2 protein-coding genes are annotated in these 3336 nt (G+C 72.6%); both read right to left on the reverse strand.

Features of this window, described 5'->3' with window-relative positions:
- The coding region (locus ACFVW8_RS38825; RefSeq protein WP_389698726.1) for a beta-ketoacyl synthase N-terminal-like domain-containing protein at positions 1-913 on the reverse strand (913 nt) is incomplete at its 3' end.
- A 72-nt stretch (positions 914-985) separates the two neighbouring features.
- The coding region (locus ACFVW8_RS38830) for an SDR family NAD(P)-dependent oxidoreductase (protein ID WP_389698728.1) at positions 986-3336 on the reverse strand (2351 nt) is incomplete at its 5' end.

Here is a 3336-nt window from a genome sequence, read left to right on the forward strand (position 1 = left end):
CACCGTCCTGGTTGACCGCGCTGCCCCGCACCACCGCCAGTACCCGGTGACCCAGGCGCCGCGCGTCCGACAGCCGCTCCACGACGAGCATGCCGACTCCCTCGCCGAAGCCCATGCCGTCGGCGGACGCGGAGAACGCCTTGCACCGCCCGTCGGCGGCGACACCGCGTTGCCGGGAGAAGCCGGTGATGGTGTGCGGGGTGCTCATCACGGCCACACCGCCCGCGAGGGCCATGGTGCACTCGTTGCGACGGAGCGACTCGCAGGCCAGGTGGAGCGTCACGAGGGAGGAGGAGCAGGCGGTGTCGACGGTGAGCGCCGGGCCTTCGAGCCCGAGCACGTAGGAGACCCGGCCGGAGACCACGCTGGAGACGCTGCCGGTGACGAGGTGGCCCTCCAAGCCCTCCTGCACCTCCGACAGCCGGGCCCGGTACTCCTGGTAGTTGCAGCCGACGAACACACCGGTGCCGGAGCCACGCAGGGTGGCGGGGTCGATGGCGGCGTGCTCCAGGGCCTCCCAGGCAACCTCCAGGACCAGGCGCTGCTGCGGGTCCATGGCGACGGCCTCGCGCGGCGAGATCCCGAAGAACTCCGGGTCGAACTCGGTGGCACCGGTCAGAAAGCCGCCCTCGCGGGCGTACGTCGTGCCGGGGGTCAGCGCCTCCGGGTCGTACAGGGCCTCCACGTCCCAGCCGCGGTCGGTGGGCAGACCGCCAATGGCGTCGACGCCGCCGTGCACCAGCCGCCACAGCTCATCGGCGGAGTCGACGGAGCCCGGGTAGCGGCAGCCCATGCCGACGATCGCGACGGGCTCGTTGCTCTGCTCCTCGTACTCGCGCAGCCGCTGCCTGGTCTGCTGCAGATCAGCCGTGACGCGCTTCAGGTAGTCGACCAGCTTGTCGTGATCCGCCATCAGTTCCTACCCCTGTGAGTCGCTCGGCGAGTATGTGGTGCGGTGGTGCGTGGTGGGCCGGACTGCATCTGCTCAGATGCCGAGTTCGGTGTCGATGAAGGCCAGCACCTCGTCGACGCTGGCCGAGTCGAGTGCCGTGGCGGAGGCTGCCGTGGCCGCTTCGCCTGATGCGCGGCCGCCGTCCGGCTCGCTCCACCGCGTGAGCAGCGAGCGCAACCGCAGGGTGATCTCCAGCCGGGTGTTGGTGTCCGGGGTGATGGCTGCCAGCCGCTGGGACAGCGAGTCCAGTTCGGTGAGGACGGTGCTGTCGTCACCGGCCTCGGGCCGGTACAGCTCGGTCTTGAGGTACGCGGCGATGGCGAGCGGTGTCGGGTGGTCGAAGACCAGCGAGGCGGGCAGGGTGAGACCGGCGGCCGTGGCCAGCCGGTTGCGCAGCTCCATCCCGGTGAGGGAGTCGAAGCCGACGTCGCGCAGGGCGCGGTCGGGATCGAGCTGGTCGGGCCGCTCGTAGCCGAGTACGGAGGCGGCTTCACCGCGGACCAGGGCCAGCAGGGTGCTGTCCCGGTCGGCGAGCGGCAGGTCGGCGAGGCCGGAGCCGTGCTGCACGGACTGGAGGCCCGCCGCCGGTGTCGGCACGGACAGTGCCCGGATCTGCGGCAGGTCCTCGAACAGCGGCCGCGGGCGGGCCGCGCTGAAGAGGGGGAAGAACCGCTCCCAGGCGACGGGCGCCACGGTGAGCACGGTCTCGTCGCGGTCCAGGGCCCGCTGCAGCGAGGTGAGGCCCAGCTCGGGCTCGATGAGGGGCAGGCCCCGCCCGTGCAGCTGGTCGAGGTCGACGGCCTCGGAGATGCCGCCGGAGCCCTCGGCCCCGAACGCGTTCCACACGCCCCAGGCGATCGACGTCGTGGGGATGCCGCCTGCCCGGTTGTGCTCGGCGAGCGCATTGAGGAACGAGTTGGCGGCGGCATAGGCGCCGTGGTCACCGCTGCCCCACACACCGGCGATGGAGGAGAACAGGACGAACGCGTCCAGCTCGCTGTGGTCGAGGAGTTCCGTGAGGTGCAGCGCACCGTCGACCTTGGCGGAGATTCCGGCGGCGAACGCCTCCGGTCCGGTGTCCTCCAGGGAGGTCAGATCCGCGACGCCCGCGGCGTGCAGTACGGCGCGTACGGTCTCCCCGTCGGCGGCGAGCTCGTCGAGGAGGGCTGCCACCGCCTTGTGGTCGGCGACATCGCAGGCCGCGAGGGTGACCCGGGCGCCGGCCGCGGTGAGTTCGTCACGCAACTGCTCGGCACCGGGCGCGTCGGCTCCGCGGCGGCCGGTGAGCACCAGGTGCTCGGCGCCCTCGGCGGTCAGCCACCGGGCGAGAACGGCTCCCAGGGCACCCGTGCCGCCGGTGACGATCACCGTGCCCCGCGGGCGCCAGTTGCGCCGGGCGGCCCGCTGCCCGCCCGAGGAGTGGGCGAGCCGGCGGATGAACGTGCCCGAGGGACGCAGGGCCAGCTGGTCCTCGACGCCGTGCCCGGCGAGCGCGGCGCACAGCATGCGCGCGACCTGGGCGTCGGACACGGCGGGCAGGTCGATCAACCCGCCCCATCGGTCGGCGTGTTCGAGGGCCGTGACCTGGCCCAGGCCCCAGATGAGCGAGCCGAGCGGGGCGTGCGGGCGGGTGTCCTCGGCGACCGCGACGGTCTGCCGGGTCATCAGCCACAGCGGAGCGCCGATCCCGGCCCGCCCGAGTGCGCGCACCAGGGCGAGGCTGGTCGCCAGACCGCTCGGCATGGCCGGGTGATCGGGGTGGCGTTCCTCGTCCAGGCCGAGGAACGACACGATCCCGGCCGGTGCCTGGGCGAGCCCGGCGCCGAGGCCGCGCAGCCGCTCAGTGAGCCGGTCCACGTCCGCATCGGCGTCACCGACCGTCACATGAACCACCTCGGCGCCCGCCTTCGCCATGGCGTCCAAGGACACGGTGACGGACGGATCGTCCAGGTGCCGTTCGGGCACGACAGCCAGCCAGGGCCCGGTGAGAGCCGGGGCACCGGGCGCGTCCGGCAGACGCTTCCAGGTGATCCGGTAGCGCCACGCGTCCACGGCTGCCGTGGTCCGCATGCGCTGCCGCCAGTCAGCGAGGGCGGGCAGGACGGTGCCGAGCGGTGCGTCGGGCGCGATGTCCAGTTCGGCGGCGAAGCCGTCCAGGTCGGTGTGCTGGACCGCCTCCCAGAACGCGGCGTCCTGGTCGGTGCCGGGCTGGGCACCGGTGTTCGCGGAGGTGCTGTCGAGCCAGTAGCGGTGGTGTTGGAAGGCGTAGGTGGGGAGTTCGGTGGTGTTGGTGGTTGGTGTGAGGCGGGACCAGTCGACGGGGATGCCGGTGGTCCAGGCTTCTGCGAGTGAGGTGAGGAGTCGTTGTGGGGTTCCTTCGTCTC

Source organism: Streptomyces sp. NPDC058221 (assembly GCF_042882365.1).
Lineage (GTDB): Bacteria > Actinomycetota > Actinomycetes > Streptomycetales > Streptomycetaceae > Streptomyces.